This is a genomic window from Vibrio sp. 10N.222.49.C12, from assembly GCF_041475025.1.
GTDB classification, from domain to species: Bacteria; Pseudomonadota; Gammaproteobacteria; order Enterobacterales; family Vibrionaceae; genus Vibrio; species Vibrio crassostreae_C.
In genome coordinates this window covers 136,170-154,650 of the sequence record NZ_JBFRVF010000003.1, presented here as the reverse complement: position 1 = coordinate 154,650, position 18,481 = coordinate 136,170, and the positions used below count along the sequence as shown (strand labels likewise).

The following is an 18,481-nucleotide window of genomic DNA, read 5'->3' as shown; positions in this document are numbered from 1 at the left end:
GACTATAGCTTTTCTGCGATTCGTAATACTGAGCTACGCGAACGAGTATTCTCATCCACTTCATCTTTAGAAGGCTTGATCGCTTTACCAACAGGCTTAAGATCAGCACTGCCTAGCGCTTTGATCTGCTCTTCTGTTAGTGGCAGGCCATGTGGTACTTGCGGACCTTGGCTCTCTTTACGGATAAAGCGCTTCACCATGCGGTCTTCAAGAGAATGAAAGCTAATAACAGACAAACGGCCTTCAGGAGCAAGAATGCTTGCTGCGCCTTTCAGGGCTGTATCGATCTCTTCAAGTTCACTGTTGATGTAGATACGGAAGGCTTGGAAAGCACGTGTTGCTGGGTGCTTTTTCTCTTTGAAGCTTTTTGGAGCTACATCCGAGATAAGCTTAGCCAACTGACCAGTGCGCGTTAGAGGTTCGTTCTCTTCATTCTCTTGATAAGCGATGATGCCTTTCGCGATACGACGAGCGTGTTTGTCTTCACCGAACTCACGGATAACCCATGTGATGTCATCAAGATCGGCTTCAACTAACCACTGAGAGACAGGAATACCGGTTGTTGGGTCCATACGCATATCAAGCGGACCGTCTTTCATGAAGCTAAAGCCACGCTCAGCGTCATCTAGCTGTGGTGAAGAAACACCTAGATCCAGTAACACACCATCCACTTGACCGACTAAGTCATAACGCTCCGCATATTCAGCCATACCTGAGAACGGGCCGTGAATAATCGTAAAACGAGGGTCATCAATCTTTTGCGCTTCTGCAATCGCTTGTGGATCGCGGTCAATACTAAAGAGTCGTCCATTCTCGCCCAGTTTAGACAGGATTGTACGGCTGTGACCACCACGGCCAAAAGTACCATCGATGTAGGTACCGTCAGGTTTGATCGCAAGTCCGTCAATAGATTCGTTAAGCAATACTGAAATATGTTTGAATGCTTCTGTCATAGTCTTCTCAGTGAGTGGATTGAGCCATTAGTTCGGCAATAATTTGTTCTATTAACGTTTTAGTGTACTGATTTCACGCCGTATCTCCACCATATTGTGTATAGGCTTTGGGAATTTTTGACCCAAGCTCATATCAGGATGAAGGATTCTAAGGAAATCTAAATAATTTACGTCAATATAAAGCAAAAAACCCATCACTACCGTTAAGTAATGATGGGTTCTTTATATAGGTGGAGTTGACACATACGCCGGGTTCTGTTCCGCTTGCGCGGCGGTAACCATTCGTCTAGGCCTGCAATCGCTCACAGGCTCAAGCAATCTACCCGCCCCCATACGCGAGCAACGCAATGTGAGGGCCTATTTGATCTTGCTCCGGGTGGAGTTTACCTTGCTACGAACTGTTGCCAGTCGCACGGTGCGCTCTTACCGCACCCTTTCAGCCTTACCTGTGCCCCTTCCGAAGAAATGAGGCCATCGGCGGTCTTCTCTCTGCTGCACTTGTCGTGGGCTCGCGCCCCCCAGACGTTATCTGGCACCCTGCTCTATGGAGCCCGGACGTTCCTCCCCTCTGCCAGTCTCCCGAAGGACTTCAACGTCAGTTTCCCGAAGGACCTCAACGTCAGTCTCCCGAAGGACATCAGCAAAGCAGCGATTACCCGTTCAACTCCGAGGGCGGATTGTATAGAGATTAGGGTGCAGTGTCTAGCGAGATCACAAATATGGTGCAAACCTCTAAGCAACTGCGTGAATTTCACACAATTCAAACAAAAAAAGAGGAATGACGGCAATACCATCATCCCTCACAAGCTTTTCAATACAGGTTAGCTACTCTATAAAGAGGTTTCTAGTTGTCTAGATGCTCTAGGCCCCATTTGTATAAAGCGTTCTTTTTCAGATTGTAGATTTCTGCCGTCATTGCCGCCGCTTTTTTAAGAGGCAGCTCTTTGGTTAGAATGCCTAGTGTGCGAGTCGCTTCGTCTGGCAATTCTGTGCTCGCTTCTTCACGGTGGCCGTGAATCAGTAACACCATCTCACCGCGTTTACGGTTCGCGTCTTCTTCAATCCACTCAATAAGTTCACCCAGTGGCAGCCCTTGGATGGTTTCGAAGGTTTTAGTTAGCTCACGCGCCAATACAACCTCACGGTCAGGGCCAAGAATCTCAAGCATGTCTTGCAAAGAGTCTGAAATACGGTGTGGTGATTCATAGAAGATACAGGTGCGCTCTGCCTTTGCGATCTCTAAGAACTTATCTTTACGACCTTTGCTCTTTGGCGGCAAAAAGCCTTCAAAGCTGAAACGATCAGACGGTAAACCAGACGCACTCAATGCCGTAATCACTGCACAAGCACCAGGAAGTGGCACAACTCTCACACCCGCTTGACGACATTGTGAGACAAGATGGTAACCTGGGTCACTGATTAAAGGTGTACCCGCATCAGAGACTAATGCGATAGACTGACCTTCTAATAACCTTTCGACTAGAACTTGCGCTTTAGTTTGTTCATTATGATCATGTAAAGCGAACGTTCTGGTTGATATATTGAAGTGAGCAAGCAGCTTACCCGTGTGGCGTGTGTCTTCGGCTGCAATAACATCGACACTTGATAAAATTTCAATTGCTCTTTGAGTGATATCTCCCAAATTTCCGATTGGGGTTGGCACAATGTAGAGAGTTGGGCTCTCTGTGAGCAAGGTTTTGTTATCTGTCATTTGTTTACCATCACTTCAACGATTAATATAGATACAAATTTATACGGAATTTAAAGAACTCATGGCAACGATGAACCATAAGAGACTCAGTGTACCACGCTTACTAACTCCAATTGCATTAGCAATTACATTGGCGGCTTGTTCTTCAGGTCCTCAAGCACCAACGAGCGTTGATATTACACTAGATCCAGCGCAATCAACTGAAAGTTACATGATGCAGGCGGATAGTAGCAAAGGAAGTCTACAAAACGACTGGTTAATCATGGCGCTTAAGGCTTCTGTGCAAGTTGGAAAAACCGATCAAGCAACTCTGCTGATTAAACGCTTAGCAAAACAAGAGCTGAGCGAAACGCAACAAGCGGAATGGCAATTAGCGCGCGCTCAGCTGCTGGTGAATAACTCACAGCCAGATCAAGCTTATAGCCAACTAAACTTCCAGCCTTGGTGGAAGCTTCCGAACGAGCAGTGGAAAGATTATCACGAGCTACGCGCGAACATCTCAGAGATGAAGAGTGAGTATTTCGAGGCAAGCCGTGAGTTAGTGCTCTATTCAGAGTACCTAGAGGCTGACGACGAGCTTCAACAGCAAACTGCCGACCGTATTTGGCAAAACCTAAATAGCTACTCTCAATATGAGATTCTAGAGCTTAAGACGTCGCCTACAGAAGACGTTCTTGCAGGTTGGTTACAGCTGGCGATTTACATGAAGACGCTGAATTCAAACCTTCCAAACCTGCAGGAAACCCTGTCTGATTGGCTAGCAGAGAATTCTCTGCACCCAGCAGCAACATATACACCTCAGGCGATCACTGACATCTTGGCGCTAGAGATCAGCAAGCCAACCAGCACTGCACTATTACTGCCTCTAACCGGTAAGTACGGCAAGCAGGCACAACTTGTGCGTGACGGTTTCATCTTTGCGATGATGAACGACAAAGAACGCGAAGAAGATGCAACGCTGACAGTAATGGATACCAACGTGCAAAGTGCTGCTGAGATTAAAGCGACACTGGAAGAGAACAACGTTGATTTCATTGTGGGTCCGCTGATCAAGAGCAACATTACTAAGCTTCAGCAAGCGCAGAAAAACCACGAGAATTCGATTCCAGCTTTAGCTCTGAACATTCCAACGCAACTAGAACCTGATACCAATATTTGCTATCTCGCTCTATCGCCTGAACAAGAAGTTGCTCAGGCAGCGAAACACCTATTTGCTCAAGGCTACAAGTATCCGCTTATCCTTGCGCCAAGAGGACGTTTAGGTGAGCGTGTTGAGCAAGCGTTTAAAGAAGAGTGGAAAAAATACAGCAGCAACGATGTGGCTATCAGCTTATTCTCTGACAAACGCCAACTGCAACGTAATGTGAATCAGGTATTCGGCCTGCAAGAGAGCCAACAGCGTATCGCTCAAATGGACGGGTTACTGAACCTAGACCTAGAAACCGAGCCACGCAGCCGTCGTGATATCGATTCTGTCTACATTGTGGCTAAGAACTCAGAGCTAACGCTAATCAAACCCTTCATTGAAGTTGCAATTAACCCTGATGCTAGCCAGCCCGCTCTGTTCTCAAACTCACGCAGCAACAGCGGTGATAAGCAGTATGAAGACCTAACCGGTGTGTTCTACAGCGATATCCCACTATTAGTTGAGAATAAAAACGAGCTTAATAAAGAGCTCAACGACCTATGGCCTGCGCACTCAAACGGCCAAAAGCGTCTGCAAGCACTAGGAATGGATGCATACTATCTAATGGATGCACTGCCACAGATGAAAGCCGTGCAAGGTTACAGCATTCCAGGTGAAACGGGTGTGCTAACCATCGATAACAACTGTGTGGTTCAACGTGAAATCAGCTGGGCAGAGCATGGGGCTTTTTAGCCGAAAGTTCCTATCCAAACCAACCATCACCCACAAACAAGTGGGTGATAAATACGAGGCCGTGGCAAAATCTTATCTGATTAACCACGGTTTATCGTTAATAGAAGAAAACTTCATAGCAAAATGTGGCGAGATTGATCTTATAATGCGCCATAACAATACGGTTGTGTTTGCTGAGGTAAAATACCGCAAGCAAACCCGCTACGGACATGCCGCTGAAATGGTGACTGCCAAGAAGTCACAGAAACTGCTCAAAACAGCCAATGTTTGGCTTATGCAGCAAGGCTTGTCGGTGCACTCTACAGATTTCAGGTTTGATATTGTTGCCATTGAAGGGCCGAATGACACTATCGACTGGATTCAAAACGCGATTACCCAAGGATAAACATGCTAGACAGCATTAAAGAAAGTTTCACAGAAAGTATTCAAATCCAAATTGCGGCTGCAGAAGCTCTGCCTGACGCAATCACGCATGCCGCTCAAGCAATGGTTGCGACCTTGCTTAACGGAAACAAAATTCTTTGTTGTGGTAATGGTGGTTCGGCGTCGAATGCTCAGCAATTTGTATCGTGCCTACTCAACCGATTTGAAACAGAGCGCCCTAGCCTTCCAGCGATGGCACTCACAGCAGATAACACCACGCTAACGGCTGTGGCTAACGACTACCACTATGAAGAGATCTTCTCTAAGCAGGTACGTGCGTTTGGTCAAACTGGCGATATTCTGTTGGCTATCTCGACTAGTGGTAACAGCAAGAACATCATCAAGGCAATGGAAGCGGCGGTAACTCGCGACATGACAATTATCGCCTTTACCGGTAAAGATGGTGGTGAGATGGCAGGTTTGCTTGGTGAACACGATGTAGAGATTCGTATCCCTTCACACCGTACAGCGCGTATTCATGAAGTACACATGGTGACACTGCACTGCCTATGTGACCTAATCGATCAAGTACTCTTCCCTGCCCACGAAGAGTGATATACGGAGCATCACAATGAAATCATTAACCTCTATGAGGCTGTTTAAGCTGATTAATGTTTCGCTACTTACACTGTCTCTGTCTGGTTGTGCTGGCATTTTCATTGCTGGTGCTGCAACTACTGCAAACCTAGTCACAGATACGCGAACAACCAAAGAGATTTGGAACGACAACAACATCGAATTTGAAGTTGCAGCGATTACCAATAAACAACCATTCCGTGGCAATGTACGTGTCACCGCAAGCTCATACCGAGGTTCAGTGGTGTTGATGGGGCAAGCAACCACAGATTCAGAACGTCGCGCTTTTGAAAACCAAGCCAAAGAAGTGGCTGGCGTTGAGAGCATCCACAATCAAGTTCGAGTGAAAGAACCTTTGTCTGTAAGTGCTATCAGTAAAGACAGCTGGATTACCACTAAGGTGAAATCAGCTCTGCTTGCGAATGCTGAGCTTAACGGCATCAAAGTAAAAGTGATTACTGAGGATTCAGAAGTATTCCTACTTGGACTCGTGACTAGAGAGCATGCCGATATCGCGACAGAAGTTGCGCGTAACATATCTGGCGTAAAACAGGTTATTCGAGCGTTTGAATACGGTGAAGAAGAGACGGCTGTTAACTAGCCGTAAGCCAGTCAACTAAATGCGATATAGCAGAAAAGAAAAAGCAGCGACGAGTCGCTGCTTTTTTATTTTGTTCGTTATCTAATACCAATCGTAGTAAATAATCTATCATTCCAGCTTGTTAAAAATTTCGATAACTGCGTTAGAATTTTTGATTGTAGAATAACTACTTATCAAAAAATTCCGCCTTGCTCTCAAGCTTTTTTCCTGCGCTATTTCTGATCACTTACTTACTGTGATTGGTATAACTAACGTTATTTGATAACACGAAGGCTTGGGCGACCTTTCGCTGGACGAGGTGGCTCAGGATCTGAGTCTGGCTCTTCAGCATCTACGTCTGCCGTTGCTACGCTCAAAGATGGGCCTTTTTCTGGTTCTTCAAAAGGACTTTCTTCAATCCCTTCTTCAAACGCTTCCATGTAAGCCTCTTCAGGTTCAAACATGGTACCAGCACCATTTTCACGAGCATAAATCGCTTGTACTGCGTAAAGCGGAACGATCACAGAGTGTGGACGACCACTAAAGCGAGCACTAAACGTCACAGCTTCGTTACCCAGTTCAAGTTGTCCAACCGCACGAGGCGCGATGTTCAGAATGATCTGACCATCTTGAACAAACTCTTCTGGAACTCGCACACCCGGTAATGTTGCTTCAACAACAAGGTGTGGAGTTAGTTCGTTATCAACCAGCCACTCATAAAATGCACGAAGCATGTATGGTCGGCGTGGAGTCATATTAGAAATATCCATAAACGCTTAGCGAACGAGTCGCATCTCACGCTCAGCTTCAGTTAGAGAAGCTAGGAATGAATCACGTTCGAATACGCGGTTCATGTAAATCTTAAGCTCTTTAGAACCAGGACCAATTAGTTCGATACCAAGCTCAGGTAAACGCCATAATAGCGGAGCTAGGTAACAATCAATTAGGCTAAACTCTTCGCTCATGAAGTATTCATACTCAGCGAAGATAGGAGCAAGAGTCAGTAGGTCGTTGCGCAGTTTAACGCGAGCTGCTTCAGATTCTTCAGCGTTGCCTTTAACGATCTTCTCTGCAACTGAATACCAGTTACGCTCAATGCGGTACATCATTAGACGGCTGTTACCACGAGCAACCGGGTATACAGGCATCAACGGTGGGTGAGGGAAACGCTCATCTAGGTATTCCATGATGATCTTCGAGTCATATAGAGCAAGCTCACGATCAACAAGAGTAGGTACTGATTTGTACGGGTTCAGTTCAACAAGCTCTGCTGGTAGATTTTTTTCATCAACCAACTCAACTTCAACACTTACGCCTTTTTCAGCAAGAACGATGCGCACCTGATGGCTATACATATCAGAAGCACTTGAGAAAAGAGTCATTACAGAACGTTTATTGGCAGCTACAGCCATGGAGCCCTCCAGTACACTTTAAATAAAAACAATGGAGGCCTAAAGCCTCCATTGAACATTAACATAATTTGGGAATTAGCACGATATTATAGCACAATTAGTGCACATCACGCCAATACTCTTTCTTCAGCAAAATCACGATGATAGTGAAGATTACTAAGAAGGCCATTACCCACCAACCCATAGCGTGACGCTCAAGTTGAACTGGGTCGCCCGAGTAAACCAAAAAGTTAACAAGGTCACGAACTGCTTCGTCGTATTCACCAGCACTTAATTCGCCAGAGCCGTCAGTCTCAGTGCCAACAACAACCGTCACTTCCTCGCCATCTACCATATGAGTATCGTAGATTGGTGTTGGGATACCTTGCAGTTCTTCAAGAACGTGCGGCATACCAACGCTTGGGAAAACAATGTTGTTCACGCCAAATGGACGAGACGGATCTTCATAGAAAGTACGAAGGTAAGTGTACAGCCAGTCTGCGCCACGAACACGAGCAACCAATGTTAGGTCTGGTGGCGGAGCACCAAACCAACTTGCCGCTTGATCAGAAGGCATAGCATTAACCATCAAGTCACCGATTTTCGCTTCAGAGTCGAAAATCAGATTTTCCTTCATAAGATCAACGGGGATCTCTAAATCATTCGCAACACGTTCATAGCGCTGGTACTGCGTTGAGTGACAAGCGAAACAGTAGTTCATGAACATCTTAGCGCCATTTTGCAATGAAGCTTTGTCTGTTAAATCATTGTTCGCTTTGTCTAATGGTACGTTTGCACCCGCTGCCATCACCAGTGACGGCAACATAGCAAATAAAATTACAATCCACTTTTTCATTTGAATGTCACCCTTTCTGGTAATGGTTTCGTCGCTTCATTTTTACTGTAGAACCACAGTAGAACGAAGAACATGAAGTAACCTAAGCTAAAGATTTGAGCCAGTAGCGTGTATGTTGGCGTTGCTGGAAGCGCACCAAGTACACCAAGCGCAATAAAGCTTATTGTGAATTGGATGATGTTAATCAAATGCAGTTTGCTACGGTAACGGTAAGAACGCACTTTACAACGGTCGAACCATGGTAGTAGGAATAGCACAACAATAGATGCGCCCATTGCTACAACACCTAGCAACTTATCAGGAACAGCACGCAGAATTGCGTAAAACGGCGTGAAGTACCATACCGGAGCGATGTGCTCTGGTGTTTTCAGTGGGTTAGCAGCTTCAAAGTTTGGCGGCTCAAGGAAGAATCCACCCATCTCTGGGTTAAAGAACAGCACATAACAGAAGAAGAATAGGAAACCGGCCACACCAACCATATCTTTCACGGTCCCGTATGGGTGGAAAGGAATAGAGTCAATGATGTCGTATTTCTTAGTGTAATCCTTGTGGAATGGGAACTGCGTTTTGTAGTCGTCGCCCATTGTGCCTTTAGGAAGTTTCGTCTCAATACCGTCTGGGTTGTTCGAACCCACTTCGTGCAGTGCTAGTACGTGAAGTACGATAAGCAGCAGAAGTACAATTGGTAGAGCGATAACGTGCAGTGCGAAGAAACGGTTCAGCGTTGCACCAGAGATGATGTAGTCACCACGGATCCAAAGCGTTAGGTCATCACCGATAACAGGGATCGCACCAAACAGAGAAATGATTACCTGAGCACCCCAGTAAGACATTTGACCCCATGGTAGTAGGTAACCCATGAAAGCCTCAGCCATAAGCACTAAGAAGATCAACATACCGAAGATCCAAAGTAGCTCACGAGGCTTTTGGTAAGAACCATAGATTAGGCCACGGAACATGTGCAGGTAGATAACAACGAAGAATGCCGAAGCACCTGTTGAGTGCATGTAACGTAGTAGCCAACCGTATTCCACATCACGCATGATGTATTCAACAGAAGCAAATGCACCCTCACCTGACGGTACGTAGTTCATTGTTAGCCAAATACCCGTAAGGATTTGGTTAACCAATACCAACATTGCCAAAGAACCGAAAAGGTACCAAAAGTTAAAGTTCTTAGGCATTGGGTATTCAGATAAATGCTTTTTATACGCATTCATCGCGGGTAGACGTTTCTCTACCCAATCAAGCAATCCTTGCATTACGCGTCTCCCTCGTCCACACCGATCATGATCTTAGTGTCACTCAAATACATATGCTTTGGTACAACAAGATTCAATGGAGCTGGTACGCCTTGGAATACTCGACCTGCCATATCAAACTTTGAACCATGACAAGGACAGAAGAAACCAGACTTAACACCCTGAACTTGTTCTGCAAAAGAATCCGGCAGGTAAGTTGGAGAACAACCTAAGTGCGTACAGAAACCAACAGCAACGAAGAATTCCGGCTTAATTGAACGGAACTCGTTCTGTGCGTATTCTGGTTGTTGTTCAGCTTCAGATTGAGGGTCACGAAGTTGACCACCGATCGATTTTAGGTTTTCTAGTACCGACTCAGCACGGCGTACAACCCATACAGGTTTACCTTGCCACTCGACACGAACCATTTGTCCCGGCTCTAACTTACTGACTTCCACTTCCACCGGCGCGCCCGCAGCTTTCGCCTTGGCACTCGGATTCCATGATTTAATAAAAGGCACGGCTACAGCAGCTGCTCCTAAACCACCAACAACGGCTGTTGTTGCGGTTAAGAAACGCCTGCGACCGTTATTTAAAGGCGCGTTGCTCATCCAAACATTCTCCCATTTGCTCCTTGTGGATTGAAATAATTCCGATTAAAGAGCATGGCTAACAAAATATGTATTTAGTTCTATTTATTGACGGCAAATGATAAATAAAACCCTACTTTTTGACAAGATAAAGCTACCTTTTTGTAACAATCATGAGGCAAAGCGCACATTGGGTTACAAAAGCTTTCAAAATATAAGAATTTGGAAATAAAACGAGGAAGGGAAAGCGTTTAGAGGGGGTATAAAAACAAAAAGCCCGGCATATAGCCGAGCTTTGAACCACAATTCCAGTCGTAAAACTGGGGGCGTGTACTTTTTCGTAAAGAAAAATTAACGCTTAGAGAATTGAGGTTTACGACGTGCTTTACGTAGACCAACTTTCTTACGTTCAACGCAACGAGCGTCACGAGTAACGTAGCCAGCTGCACGTAGAGCAGGGCGTAGAGTTTCATCGTACTCCATAAGAGCGCGAGTGATACCGTGGCGGATTGCGCCAGCTTGACCAGAAATACCACCACCAGAAACAGTGATGTAAAGGTCAAGTTTCTCAGTTAGTTCAACTAGCTCAAGAGGTTGCTTAACAACCATACGAGAAGTTGGACGACCGAAGTAAACATCAAGGCTACGCTTGTTGATTACGATCTCACCAGAGCCTGGTTTGATGAAAACACGAGCTGCTGAGCTTTTGCGACGACCAGTGCCGTAGTATTGATTCTCTGCCATTTTCATAATCCCCTTAGATGTCTAGTACTTGTGGCTGTTGAGCAACATGGTTGTGCTCAGTACCAGCGTACACTTTAAGCTTACGGTACATCGCGCGGCCTAGAGGACCACGTGGAAGCATACCTTTAACTGCTAGTTCTAGAACCATTTCTGGTTTCTTAGCAATTAGCTTTTCAAAAGTGATAGTTTTAAGACCACCTGGGAACTCTGAGTGACGGTAGTAAACCTTACCCTTAGCTTTGTTACCAGTTACAGCAACTTTCTCAGCGTTAACAACGATGATGTAATCACCAGTGTCTACGTGAGGAGTGTATTCTGCTTTGTGCTTGCCGCGTAGGCGAGAAGCGATTTCACTTGCTAGACGGCCAAGAGTTTTGCCTTCAGCGTCTACAACATACCAGTCGCGTTTTACAGTTTCTGGTTTAGCAACGAAAGTTTTCATGCTAATAATTACCTATTTAAAAAATTTACACTTAAGGAATACTCGCGTATTCCCACTGTCTAAGAGTTACCATTCATCACCCCTTCGAGTGTTGGAAAACTCTTGGCATAACGTGATTTTACTCATCGCTAGAGGCCCGCAGTAACGGTAGGTCGCAGGATTATAGAGAAGAGCGAAGAAAAAATCACCTCTTTTTGAACAAAATCACGATTTTTTTAATTCTATTTCTTATTCGAGATAATCAAAGCTAACTTAAGTGTTCTTTTGCCAAATATTCATGGCTCTGCATTTCAATTAAACGCGACTGACAACGTTTAAATTCAAACTCTAGCTGACCATGGGTGTATAGCTTTTCTAGCTCCACTTCCGCTGAAATAATCAGCTTCACATTGCGCTCGTAGAACTCATCAACTAATGCAATGAAGCGCCTCGCAGCGTCATCTGAAGTCGCGCCCATTTGCAATACATCCGCCAATAGAACTGTGTGATAAACCCGAGACAACTCAATATAGTCGTTCTGGCTACGAGCCGACTGACAAAGCTGAGCAAAGGTACCATGCAGTACGCCATCACTCGCTTCGACTACATCTAATTGACGGTGGTTAACCTCTATCTGCTTAAGCTTCTCTTTATCTTCACCAACGAGCTGAGCGTAATACTTTTCGAGATTAATATTCGCTTGGCTATCTAGCGGGTAATGGTAAATCTCAGCCTGTTCTAAGGTACGTAGACGATAGTCAATACCACTATCGACATTAAGGATATGACAGTTGTCTTGAATGAGCTTGATGGCAGGTAAGAAACGCGCTCGCTGTAACCCGTTGCGATACAGATCCGCAGGTGGAATATTAGAGGTCGCAACCAAGATAGCGTTTCGAGCGAATAACTCTTGGAACAAGGTTCCTAGGATCATCGCATCGGTGATGTCTGAAACAAAGAATTCGTCGAAACAGATAATGTCCGCTTCTTCCTTCAACTTGTCTGCGACTAAAGGCAATGGATCACTCACATTACCTAGCGCCTTTAGCTCATCATGAACTCGATACATAAAGCGGTGAAAGTGAACACGCATTTTTTTAGTGGTCGGTAAGGCATCATAGAACGTATCCATTAGGTACGTTTTTCCTCGCCCTACGCCACCCCAAAAATAGAGACCTTTCGGTGGTTGTGGCAGTTCTGGCTTTTTGCCTAGTAATTTCTGGAAGCGAGTCAGTTGAGGAATGGGCGTATTCATGTAATCTTGAAATTGATGAAAGAGTTCATCTAAAGATTTTACGGCTTGCTCTTGTGCTGGATCTCTTTGAAATCCATGTTCTTTTATATCTTGTTCGTATTTTTTAATGGGATTCATGACGACATTTCCACAATGAAAGCAATATCAGACAACAACTAAAAATGAGCCCAAACAGTACGAGGAATAACGTGATGTGGTGAATAGTGCAGCATCAAACTGCTAACTAGCGCACACGCATTTCTCTTTATACTGCGGCTTTCTCATAGTACCATGGAGCCGTATCACGTGTAACTAAGCAGTAACAAACATGTTAAAAAACAATAATAAGGAGCTGTTATGCCTTGGATGTATGCCGTTGCCGGTTTACTAGTCGGAGTTATTTTAGGGGTCGCTATTTCTCGTCTCATGACACCTGAATACAAAAAACAAAAGAACGTACAGAAAGAATTGGATAGCGCAAAGTTTGCCCTTGAGCAGCAGCGACAAGAGCTGGCTGATCACTTTGCGAAATCAGCAGAAATGTTGGACACATTAGGTAAAGACTACACAAAACTGTACCAACACATGGAAAAAACAAGCTCAGAGCTGATTCCTAACCTGCCAGAGCAAGATAACCCGTTTGTGAAAACAGCCGCTGCCCATTCGGACAAGCCACAAGAGAAGCCTTCAGTAAAAGAGGCGACACTTGAGGAACAACCGAAAGATTACGCTAATGGCGCAACCGGTTTATTTACAGAGCAGAAGAAAGAAATCATGAATGCGCCCGATGTTGTTACAGCAAAAGCATCGTAAACATTTAACACTTCTGTGAACTTTACAAAGGTTTTTGAGTCATAACTTTCACTCAGGTCATTTGAAACTTATCATACTTATTAAACGTATAAGAGGGTTAAGACCTTAACTAGAGAGGAGTTTATGATGAAAAAACCTTTGCTTGCTTTATCAGTGCTAACTTTAAGCTTAAGTTCAATCATCACCCCCATTAAAGCAACAGCCGCACTGCCATTAAGTGTGGGTAATGAACAATTACCGAGCCTTGCTCCTATGCTTGAACAAGTGACCCCCGCTGTGGTTAGTATTGCCGTAGAAGGCAAACAGGTACAACGTCAGCAAATCCCTGAACAATTTCAATTCTTTTTTGGTCCAGAACAAACACGAGAGCGTCCCTTCCGCGGATTAGGCTCTGGTGTCATCATTGACGCCGAGAAAGGTCATATCGTGACCAATTACCATGTCATTAATGGTGCGGACGATATCAAAGTAAAACTGCATGATGGTCGAGAGTACGATGCTGAGCTAATCGGTGGCGACCAGATGTCTGATATCGCACTGCTAAAATTAGAAGAAGCCAAAAACCTGACCCAGATAAAAGTCGCAGACTCAGACAAACTAAGAGTTGGTGATTTTAGTGTCGCGATCGGTAACCCATTCGGACTTGGGCAAACCGTGACATCCGGTATTGTTTCTGCACTCGGCCGTAGCGGCCTGAATCTAGAAAACTTTGAAAACTTCATTCAAACCGATGCAGCAATCAACAGCGGCAACTCTGGTGGTGCGCTAGTGAACCTTAACGGTGAGCTAATTGGTATCAACACCGCCATTCTTGGCCCTAACGGAGGTAATGTCGGTATCGGCTTTGCAATCCCTTCTAATATGATGACAAACCTGACAGAACAAATTCTCGACTTCGGTGAAGTAAAACGCGGCATGCTTGGCGTTCAAGGCGGAGAAGTGACCTCTGAATTGGCAGAAGCACTAGGTTATGAATCAAGCAAGGGCGCCTTTGTTAGCCAAATCGTCCCTGACAGCGCAGCCGATAAAGCAGGACTGAAAGCGGGCGATATTATTGTCTCTATTAATGGCAAACGCATTGATACCTTCAGCGAGTTAAGAGCTAAGGTCGCAACACTCGGCGCTGGTAAGCAGATTGAACTGGGTGTGGTTCGTGACGGTAAGAGCAAAACCTTTGATGTGACGCTTGGTGAATCCACCAATAATAAAACACAAGCTGAGAAGCTCCATGAAGGACTAGCTGGTGCTGAGTTAACCAACACAACAGAGAGTGACTCTGCAGCGGGCGTCAAGGTATCGAATGTTGCTCAAGGTTCACCAGCCGAAGCCTATCAACTCCTGAAAGATGACATCATCATCGGAGTAAACCGCCAGCCCGTTAAGAACCTTGCTGGGTTTAGAGAGATTCTTGAAAAACAACCTGGTGTACTGGCGCTTAATATCCAGCGAGGCGACCGAACTATCTATCTTGTGATTCGATAGTCTTACGTCAGCGCAATTACAGGGAGGCTCAGTAAGTTTGCTTTAAACTTACTCAGTCTCCCTTTTCTTTAGATCAATCAAAATGCTATGCTTCACTTGTAATCAAATCAGTCATCCATTGATGGAGGCTTCACACCTTACTTGTTGAAGAGGGAAACATGCTGTCCTTTCTATTTCGTTCTATTTCCCTTGGACTCGTTTCAGCGGCGCTTATTCTTCTCGCCTTCCCGAGCTTAAGACCAGCGATTGTCGCTGACGTCACTAGCCCTAAAGTCGATAATATTGGCTCTCTTCAGATTTCATTTAACCAAGCAGTTCGCCGCGCGGCGCCTGCAGTGGTTAACATTTATAGCCGTAAATACGCTGAAAGCGATCGAAACAAACTGCTCACACAAGGTTTGGGCTCTGGGGTGATTGTTAGCGAGAAAGGCTACATCATTACCAACTTCCATGTGGTGGCTCAAGCAGACCAAATAGTTGTGGCACTTCAAGATGGCCGAGTAGCAGCTGCGCAACTTGTCGGTTCAGACAAACGCACCGATATCGCGATACTTAGAGTCAGCGGTGATAATCTACCGGTGATCCCACTTAATCCTAATTACAAAGCCAATGTCGGTGATGTTGTACTGGCTATCGGTAACCCATACAACCTAGGTCAAACAACAACCTTTGGTATCATCTCTGCAACCGGCCGTTCTTCGATCAGTGCCGATGGCCATCAAGCCTTTATCCAGACCGATGCGGCAATCAATGAAGGTAACTCAGGTGGCGCACTGGTGAACTCACAAGGTGAGCTAGTCGGTATCAATACCGCCTCTTTCCAGCAAGCTACCGACATGGAAACCTATGGGATCTCATTCGCTATCCCCTATCCGCTTGCTAATAAAATCATGGAAAAGATCATCGCCGATGGTCGTGTGATTCGTGGCTATATTGGTATCGATGGACAAGACATCAACTCAGTCACCTCACGCATGTTGGGTACTAAGAATATCGGCGGGATCGTTGTGTTGGGGATAGACCCTAATGGTCCGGCTGCCGATGCGGGTTTTGAAGCTCAAGACATTATTGTCAGTATCAACGATAACCAAGTAAATGGTCGCCAGAGTGTAATGGACATCGTTACCGACCTGCGACCTGGTACAGTTATCGATGTGGGTATATTGCGCCAAGGTGAAAGCAAAACCTTAAAGGTGACCATCGCCGAAGATACTCGCCTGTAGAGCAAACTCTGTAAGCAATGATTCAAGCTGCTAATACACAAGTACAAAAAACCCAGCTCATAGGCTGGGTTTTCTTTTATCTAAAGATTGTTTCAAGTATCTCTACGATTCACTTTGCTCTTCGATATCGATGCGAGTCACTCGCTGTAGTCCTCTAGGCAGTAGACCACCACGACGACCACGTTCACCACGGAAGTTTTCAAGATCCGCAGGTTTCAAACCAAGCTTACGTTTACCGGCGTAGATAGTCAGCGTCGCATTCTCTGGGATAGCCATAAGATGTGAGACAAACTCTTCACGCTCTTTTGCTTTCGCAGAAGGGATGTTGATGATCTTGTTGCCTTTACCTTTGCTCAGCTGAGGGAGATCTTTAATCGGGAACAACAACATACGACCTTGGTTAGTAATCGCCAGAATCTGATTACTGTCCAAGTCAGCAATAGGGCTTGGCATCATCACTTCAGAAGCTTGTGGCAAGTTAACCAAGGCTTTACCGCTCTTGTTCTTGGACAGCAGATCGCTACCCTTACAAACAAAACCATAACCTGCATCAGAACCGACTAACCATAATTGTTCATTCTCTCCCATCACCACTTGGCGAATAGAAGTACCTGGGCTGACGTTCAAGCGGCCTGTAATTGGCTCACCTTGGCTTCGCGCCGACGGTAATGAATGTGACTCAAGGGAGTAGCTTCGACCATCACTGCCGAGGAACACCGCTTGCTGGTTACTCTTACCCTTAGAACTCGCTAAGAATTTATCACCCGATTTGTAGTTCAAACCTTCAGCGTCAACTTCATGCCCCTTGGCATGACGAATCCAACCTTTCTCAGACAACACAACCGTGATTGGTTCGCTTGGTACTAAGTCGCGCTCTGTTAGCGCTTTCGCTTCAGCGCGCTCAATCAGAGGTGAACGACGATCATCGCCGTATTTATCCGCATCTGCTTGGATTTCTTTCTTGATCAGCGTATTCAAGCGACGCTCTGAACCGAGTAGCTTTTCAAGCTTCTCACGTTCAGCTTCAAGCTCTTCTTGTTCCGCTCGGATTTTAAACTCTTCTAACTTAGCTAAGTTACGAAGTTTAATATCAAGAATCGCATTGGCTTGAATTTCAGAAATGTTGAAACGGCTCATTAGGACAGGACATGGTTCGTCTTCTGTACGAATGATCTCAATCACTTCATCGATATTAAGATAAGCAGCAAGCAAACCTTCTAAGATGTGCAAGCGTGCCAGTACTTTATCTAAACGGTACTGCAAACGACGGCGAACCGTTGTGCGACGGAACTCGATCCACTCTTTCAGGATTTGAACTAAGCCTTTAACTTGAGGACGATTATCTAAACCAATCATGTTCAAGTTAACGCGGAAGTTTTTCTCTAGATCCGTCGACGCGAACAGGTGACTCATCAATTGGTCACAGTCGATACGATTCGAACGAGGAACGACAACGATACGCGTTGGGTTCTCGTGATCCGATTCATCTCGCAAGTCGTCAACCATTGGCAGCTTCTTAGCGCGCATCTGGTTAGCGATTTGCTCAAGTAACTTCGCACCTGACACTTGATGAGGTAAAGCCGTGATAACAATATCAGAGCCTTCCTTGTGCCAAACCGCGCGCATCTTGATGCTGCCACGTCCAGTACGGTAGATCTTTTCGATGTCCGATTTCGGGGAGATAATCTCAGCTTCAGTCGGGTAATCTGGACCTTGAATGAAACCCATCACGTCTGAAAGCTCAGACTTAGGCGTATCAATTAGGTGAATGGCTGCATTAGCGACTTCACGCACGTTGTGTGGTGGAATATCGGTCGCCATACCTACCGCGATACCTGTAATACCGTTAAGTAGGATGTGAGGTAGGCGAGCAGGCAACATTTGAGGCTCTTTCATCGTGCCATCAAAGTTTGGTTGCCAGTCAACAGTGCCTTGACCTAGTTCACCTAGAAGAACCTCAGCAAACTTAGATAATTTGGCTTCGGTATAACGCATCGCAGCGAACGATTTCGGATCATCAGGAGCACCCCAGTTACCTTGACCATCTACCAATGGGTAGCGGTAAGAGAAAGGCTGCGCCATCAATACCATCGCTTCGTAACAAGCAGAGTCACCATGTGGGTGATACTTACCTAATACGTCACCAACGGTACGTGCTGATTTTTTGTATTTCGATGCAGCCGATAAGCCTAGCTCAGACATCGCGTAGATAATACGACGCTGTACTGGCTTCAAGCCATCACCGATATACGGCAATGCACGATCCATGATCACGTACATTGAGTAATTTAAGTAGGCATCTTCGGTGAACTTGCGCATTGGCAGCTGTTCAACGCCATCATATGTAATTTCGTTAGACATCCA

General features: G+C 45.4%; 18 protein-coding genes and 1 other RNA gene. 7 read left to right on the top strand and 12 right to left on the bottom strand.

Annotation, left to right across the window (positions count from 1 at the left end; genetic code table 11):
* Positions 1-2: 2 nt before the first annotated feature.
* From rsmH to rsmI, 3 genes are all read right to left on the bottom strand, one after another.
* The gene (gene rsmH, locus AB4583_RS01975) at positions 3-953 is read right to left on the bottom strand and encodes a 16S rRNA (cytosine(1402)-N(4))-methyltransferase RsmH (protein ID WP_017066240.1); all 951 of its coding nucleotides are present in this window, start codon (positions 951-953) and stop codon (positions 3-5) included.
* Positions 954-1,181: 228 nt separating this feature from the next.
* Positions 1,182-1,621: RNase P RNA component class A (gene rnpB, locus AB4583_RS01970), an RNA gene on the bottom strand.
* Positions 1,622-1,797: 176 nt separating this feature from the next.
* Positions 1,798-2,664: a 16S rRNA (cytidine(1402)-2'-O)-methyltransferase gene (gene rsmI / locus AB4583_RS01965; RefSeq protein WP_019824587.1), complete on the bottom strand. Its 867-nt coding sequence runs from the start codon at positions 2,662-2,664 to the stop codon at positions 1,798-1,800.
* 61 nt (positions 2,665-2,725) lie between these two features.
* Between rsmI and AB4583_RS01960 the strand changes: the two genes are divergently transcribed.
* The 4 genes from AB4583_RS01960 to AB4583_RS01945 are packed head-to-tail and all read left to right on the top strand — an operon-like array spanning position 2,726 to position 6,143.
* On the top strand, positions 2,726-4,543 hold the full coding sequence (locus AB4583_RS01960) for a penicillin-binding protein activator (RefSeq protein ID WP_372116180.1): 1,818 nt from the start codon (positions 2,726-2,728) through the stop codon (positions 4,541-4,543).
* On the top strand, positions 4,530-4,928 hold the full coding sequence (locus AB4583_RS01955; protein WP_017059277.1) for a YraN family protein: 399 nt from the start codon (positions 4,530-4,532) through the stop codon (positions 4,926-4,928). The genes AB4583_RS01960 and AB4583_RS01955 overlap by 14 nt, the downstream gene beginning before the upstream one ends.
* Before the next feature lie 2 nt (positions 4,929-4,930).
* Entirely contained in the window at positions 4,931-5,521 is a 591-nt protein-coding gene (locus tag AB4583_RS01950) for a phosphoheptose isomerase (protein ID WP_004729817.1), read from the top strand.
* A gap of 16 nt (positions 5,522-5,537) precedes the next feature.
* The gene (locus tag AB4583_RS01945; RefSeq protein WP_017062905.1) at positions 5,538-6,143 is read left to right on the top strand and encodes a BON domain-containing protein; all 606 of its coding nucleotides are present in this window, start codon (positions 5,538-5,540) and stop codon (positions 6,141-6,143) included.
* A 254-nt stretch (positions 6,144-6,397) separates the two neighbouring features.
* Here the strand turns inward: AB4583_RS01945 and sspB are convergent, their stop codons facing one another.
* The 8 genes from sspB to zapE all read right to left on the bottom strand — a co-directional run bounded on the left by sspB (position 6,398) and on the right by zapE (position 12,737).
* The gene (sspB, locus tag AB4583_RS01940) at positions 6,398-6,892 is read right to left on the bottom strand and encodes a ClpXP protease specificity-enhancing factor (RefSeq protein WP_017072808.1); all 495 of its coding nucleotides are present in this window, start codon (positions 6,890-6,892) and stop codon (positions 6,398-6,400) included.
* A gap of 6 nt (positions 6,893-6,898) precedes the next feature.
* Positions 6,899-7,534 (bottom strand): stringent starvation protein SspA, encoded by a 636-nt coding sequence (gene sspA, locus AB4583_RS01935; RefSeq protein WP_009848943.1) that lies wholly within the window; start codon positions 7,532-7,534, stop codon positions 6,899-6,901.
* Positions 7,535-7,631: 97 nt separating this feature from the next.
* Complete coding sequence (locus tag AB4583_RS01930) at positions 7,632-8,369, bottom strand: cytochrome c1 (RefSeq protein ID WP_372051239.1); 738 nt, start codon at positions 8,367-8,369, stop codon at positions 7,632-7,634.
* Complete coding sequence (locus AB4583_RS01925) at positions 8,366-9,631, bottom strand: cytochrome bc complex cytochrome b subunit (RefSeq protein WP_017061435.1); 1,266 nt, start codon at positions 9,629-9,631, stop codon at positions 8,366-8,368. Before AB4583_RS01925 ends, AB4583_RS01930 begins: the two co-directional genes overlap by 4 nt.
* Positions 9,631-10,221: a ubiquinol-cytochrome c reductase iron-sulfur subunit gene (gene petA, locus AB4583_RS01920; RefSeq protein WP_017061434.1), complete on the bottom strand. Its 591-nt coding sequence runs from the start codon at positions 10,219-10,221 to the stop codon at positions 9,631-9,633. Before petA ends, AB4583_RS01925 begins: the two co-directional genes overlap by 1 nt.
* 330 nt (positions 10,222-10,551) lie before the next feature.
* Positions 10,552-10,944: a 30S ribosomal protein S9 gene (rpsI, locus tag AB4583_RS01915; RefSeq protein WP_004740758.1), complete on the bottom strand. Its 393-nt coding sequence runs from the start codon at positions 10,942-10,944 to the stop codon at positions 10,552-10,554.
* 13 nt (positions 10,945-10,957) lie between these two features.
* Positions 10,958-11,386, bottom strand: a complete 429-nt coding sequence (rplM, locus tag AB4583_RS01910; protein ID WP_010434689.1) for a 50S ribosomal protein L13 — start codon at positions 11,384-11,386, stop codon at positions 10,958-10,960.
* A 247-nt stretch (positions 11,387-11,633) separates the two neighbouring features.
* Positions 11,634-12,737 carry a cell division protein ZapE gene (gene zapE / locus AB4583_RS01905; RefSeq protein WP_017061433.1) on the bottom strand — a complete coding sequence of 368 codons (1,104 nt, stop codon included), beginning with the start codon at positions 12,735-12,737 and terminating at the stop codon, positions 11,634-11,636.
* Positions 12,738-12,956: 219 nt separating this feature from the next.
* Between zapE and zapG the strand changes: the two genes are divergently transcribed.
* The 3 genes from zapG (at position 12,957) to degS (ending at position 16,117) form a co-directional block, all read left to right on the top strand.
* A complete protein-coding gene (gene zapG / locus AB4583_RS01900; protein WP_017061432.1) occupies positions 12,957-13,412 on the top strand; it encodes a Z-ring associated protein ZapG in 456 nt (151 codons plus the stop codon).
* A gap of 126 nt (positions 13,413-13,538) precedes the next feature.
* Positions 13,539-14,894 carry a Do family serine endopeptidase gene (locus AB4583_RS01895; RefSeq protein WP_372116201.1) on the top strand — a complete coding sequence of 452 codons (1,356 nt, stop codon included), beginning with the start codon at positions 13,539-13,541 and terminating at the stop codon, positions 14,892-14,894.
* Positions 14,895-15,052: 158 nt separating this feature from the next.
* On the top strand, positions 15,053-16,117 hold the full coding sequence (gene degS, locus AB4583_RS01890; protein ID WP_017061430.1) for an outer membrane-stress sensor serine endopeptidase DegS: 1,065 nt from the start codon (positions 15,053-15,055) through the stop codon (positions 16,115-16,117).
* Between the two features lie 102 nt (positions 16,118-16,219).
* Here degS and parC read toward each other — a convergent pair whose 3' ends face one another.
* Positions 16,220-18,478, bottom strand: coding sequence for a DNA topoisomerase IV subunit A (gene parC, locus AB4583_RS01885; protein WP_372116178.1), 2,259 nt, complete (start codon positions 18,476-18,478; stop codon positions 16,220-16,222).
* Positions 18,479-18,481 lie beyond the last annotated feature (3 nt).

Coding starts and splice junctions, on each gene's coding strand:
- rsmH (WP_017066240.1), bottom strand. CDS start 953: ATGACAGAAGCATTCAAACATATTTCAGTATTGCTTAACGAATCTATT.
- rsmI (WP_019824587.1), bottom strand. CDS start 2,664: ATGACAGATAACAAAACCTTGCTCACAGAGAGCCCAACTCTCTACATT.
- AB4583_RS01960 (WP_372116180.1), top strand. CDS start 2,726: ATGGCAACGATGAACCATAAGAGACTCAGTGTACCACGCTTACTAACT.
- AB4583_RS01955 (WP_017059277.1), top strand. CDS start 4,530: ATGGGGCTTTTTAGCCGAAAGTTCCTATCCAAACCAACCATCACCCAC.
- AB4583_RS01950 (WP_004729817.1), top strand. CDS start 4,931: ATGCTAGACAGCATTAAAGAAAGTTTCACAGAAAGTATTCAAATCCAA.
- AB4583_RS01945 (WP_017062905.1), top strand. CDS start 5,538: ATGAAATCATTAACCTCTATGAGGCTGTTTAAGCTGATTAATGTTTCG.
- sspB (WP_017072808.1), bottom strand. CDS start 6,892: ATGGATATTTCTAATATGACTCCACGCCGACCATACATGCTTCGTGCA.
- sspA (WP_009848943.1), bottom strand. CDS start 7,534: ATGGCTGTAGCTGCCAATAAACGTTCTGTAATGACTCTTTTCTCAAGT.
- AB4583_RS01930 (WP_372051239.1), bottom strand. CDS start 8,369: ATGAAAAAGTGGATTGTAATTTTATTTGCTATGTTGCCGTCACTGGTG.
- AB4583_RS01925 (WP_017061435.1), bottom strand. CDS start 9,631: ATGCAAGGATTGCTTGATTGGGTAGAGAAACGTCTACCCGCGATGAAT.
- petA (WP_017061434.1), bottom strand. CDS start 10,221: ATGAGCAACGCGCCTTTAAATAACGGTCGCAGGCGTTTCTTAACCGCA.
- rpsI (WP_004740758.1), bottom strand. CDS start 10,944: ATGGCAGAGAATCAATACTACGGCACTGGTCGTCGCAAAAGCTCAGCA.
- rplM (WP_010434689.1), bottom strand. CDS start 11,386: ATGAAAACTTTCGTTGCTAAACCAGAAACTGTAAAACGCGACTGGTAT.
- zapE (WP_017061433.1), bottom strand. CDS start 12,737: ATGAATCCCATTAAAAAATACGAACAAGATATAAAAGAACATGGATTT.
- zapG (WP_017061432.1), top strand. CDS start 12,957: ATGCCTTGGATGTATGCCGTTGCCGGTTTACTAGTCGGAGTTATTTTA.
- AB4583_RS01895 (WP_372116201.1), top strand. CDS start 13,539: ATGAAAAAACCTTTGCTTGCTTTATCAGTGCTAACTTTAAGCTTAAGT.
- degS (WP_017061430.1), top strand. CDS start 15,053: ATGCTGTCCTTTCTATTTCGTTCTATTTCCCTTGGACTCGTTTCAGCG.
- parC (WP_372116178.1), bottom strand. CDS start 18,478: ATGTCTAACGAAATTACATATGATGGCGTTGAACAGCTGCCAATGCGC.